The organism is Alterinioella nitratireducens, from assembly GCF_013155465.1.
GTDB classification, from domain to species: domain Bacteria; phylum Pseudomonadota; class Alphaproteobacteria; order Rhodobacterales; family Rhodobacteraceae; genus Alterinioella; species Alterinioella nitratireducens.
In genome coordinates this window covers 1-2,225 of sequence record NZ_JABJVX010000045.1, presented here as the reverse complement: position 1 = coordinate 2,225, position 2,225 = coordinate 1, and the positions used below count along the sequence as shown (strand labels likewise).

Below are 2,225 nucleotides of genomic sequence, written 5' to 3'. Positions count from 1 at the left end.
AGGACACCACCATCAGCGACTTCGATACCGACATGTTCGTCTTCGTCTGACGGGCGGGAAAGGGATTGGTGGGGCTGACTACCGCGTGCCGGGCGGGGCCGCCGCAAAACGCGAAACGGCGCTGTCTTTCGGGGGCTACTCGGCGAACCCGAACCGTTCGAGAAGCTCTTGCCGCGTGAAAATCTCCGGGGCCTGCCCCGGCGGGCGCCGGGTTATCAACTGATACCTCCCGTCCGGGCGACGCTCGTACCAGGCGATGCCGATCGTTCCCAGTTCCTCCAGATGCGCGAGATAGGCGTCGAGCGTTTCGAAATGGCGTCCATCCGCGTGTGGCAGGCTGCCGCCGGCACCGTTTCCATGAGCCTTGTCCGCCACCATCGCCCATCCTCCTGTCATCAACAGCCCGCCAACGGCGGCCGCAAGACCAAGCTTGATTCTCATCCGCCTCCTCCGCTATCTTGCCCCCGGAGCCGACTTTTCGGGGGGAGATACACATGGCTCTTGTCCGAGAAGCGCGGTCAGATTCCTTATATGATCGAACTGCCTCGGCATCCTCCCGGTCCTTATATTCCACGCAGCCTCCCGCTGCGCAAATGCCGATTTCCCGTACGGAGTGACCTTCGCAGGCCTTGCGCCCGATCCGGTCGACCGCACGCCCAAAGGAGACAAGCGCGATGAGCATGACTAGCGCGATATTCAACCCGTTTCAGACCAGTGGCAATTGGCTGCATCAAGATGGCGAAGCGGCCCGGACCATCTCGGAGACGACCGACGCGCCTGGCAGCACCTTGACGCCCTACAGCATGGCGGCGGGCGACACGTTCCTGGGCGCGCTTGGGGCGAATTCCGACTGGGACTGGGTCGAGGTGCAACTGACCGCCGGCACCCAATACACGTTCACGATGACCGCCGGCACCATGCTGGACCCCTATCTCTGGCTTCTCAACAGCAGTGGGACCGCGATCGTCACCAATGATGATGCCAGCGGCCTGAATTCGGCGATTACCTACACCCCTACGGCAAGCGGCACCTATTATATCGCCGCCGACAGCTATTACCACCAGGCGGGGATCCCGGGGGATGACCCGGGCACCTACACCCTGACGATGACCGATGGCGGCACCCCTCCTCCACCGCCGCCCGGCGGGGGCGGTCCTCTGGACTCGATTACCTGGGGCTACACCGCGCCCTCGGTGATCAACGTCTATTTCGTCCCCGGCGGCGTCAGTTTCGACGACCCTTATGACAGCCCGCAGGGCACGTCATCATGGTCGACCTATGAACAGCAGCAGGCGATGCTCGCCTTCGAAACCTTCGAGAACGTGGCCAACGTGACCTTCAATGTGGTTACCGATCCCAACCAGGCCGACTTCTTCATGGTCGAATCGACCGATCCGGATTCCTCGCTCGGCTATTGGGGCGTCGGCGGGGTCGACGTGTCGATCGACGGCACCAACTATACGCAGCTCGACGGGCACGGCGTGTTCTACAATGGCGGCCAGGGCTGGACGACCTCCGGGCTGCAACAGGGCGGCTACGGCTTCATCACCCTGATCCACGAGATCGGTCACGGCATGGGGCTGGCGCATCCGCATGACACCGGCGGCACCTCGTCGGTCATGAGCGGCGTCACTTCCGCCTTTGGCGACCTGGGGGATTTCAACCTCAACCAGGGCATCTTCACCACGATGAGCTACAATGACGGCTGGCAGACCGCGCCGCATGGCGCCAGCCCGTCGAACAATTATGGCTGGCAGGGCACGCCGATGGCCTTCGATATCGCGGTGTTGCAGGCGCTTTACGGGGCCAACATGTCCACCAATACCGGCAACAATACCTATACCCTCTTCACCGCCAACCAGCCCGCCGGGCAAAACGCCTTCTATTCCGCGATCTGGGACGCCGACGGGATCGACACGATCGTAAATCCCGGCGACCAGGCCGCGATCATCGATCTGCGCGAGGCCCCGCTGACCTATGCCGCCAATGGCGGCGGCTATGTCTCCCATGTCAGCGGCATCCATGGCGGCTTCACCATCGCCGCGGGCGTGGTGATCGAGAACGCGACCGGCGGCGGCGGCACTGACACCATCATCGGCAACGCCGTGTCGAACGTGCTCGAGGGTGGGGGCGGCAATGACAGTTTGAATGGCGGGGCCGGGGCCGATATCCTGAACGGCGAGAGCATCGACGCCGGTTTCGACCCTGTCGCGGGGCAGGTGTTC

The 2,225-nt window shown here is 63.3% G+C and carries 2 protein-coding genes; one reads left to right on the top strand and one right to left on the bottom strand.

Features of this window, described 5'->3' with window-relative positions; all coding sequences use genetic code 11:
- Positions 1-135: 135 nt before the first annotated feature.
- Entirely contained in the window at positions 136-441 is a 306-nt protein-coding gene (locus tag HNS34_RS20525) for a hypothetical protein (protein WP_172321933.1), read from the bottom strand.
- Positions 442-674: 233 nt separating this feature from the next.
- Between HNS34_RS20525 and HNS34_RS20520 the strand changes: the two genes are divergently transcribed.
- Positions 675-2,225 (top strand): M10 family metallopeptidase C-terminal domain-containing protein (locus HNS34_RS20520; RefSeq protein ID WP_172321932.1); only part of this gene is annotated, 1,551 nt, incomplete at its 3' end.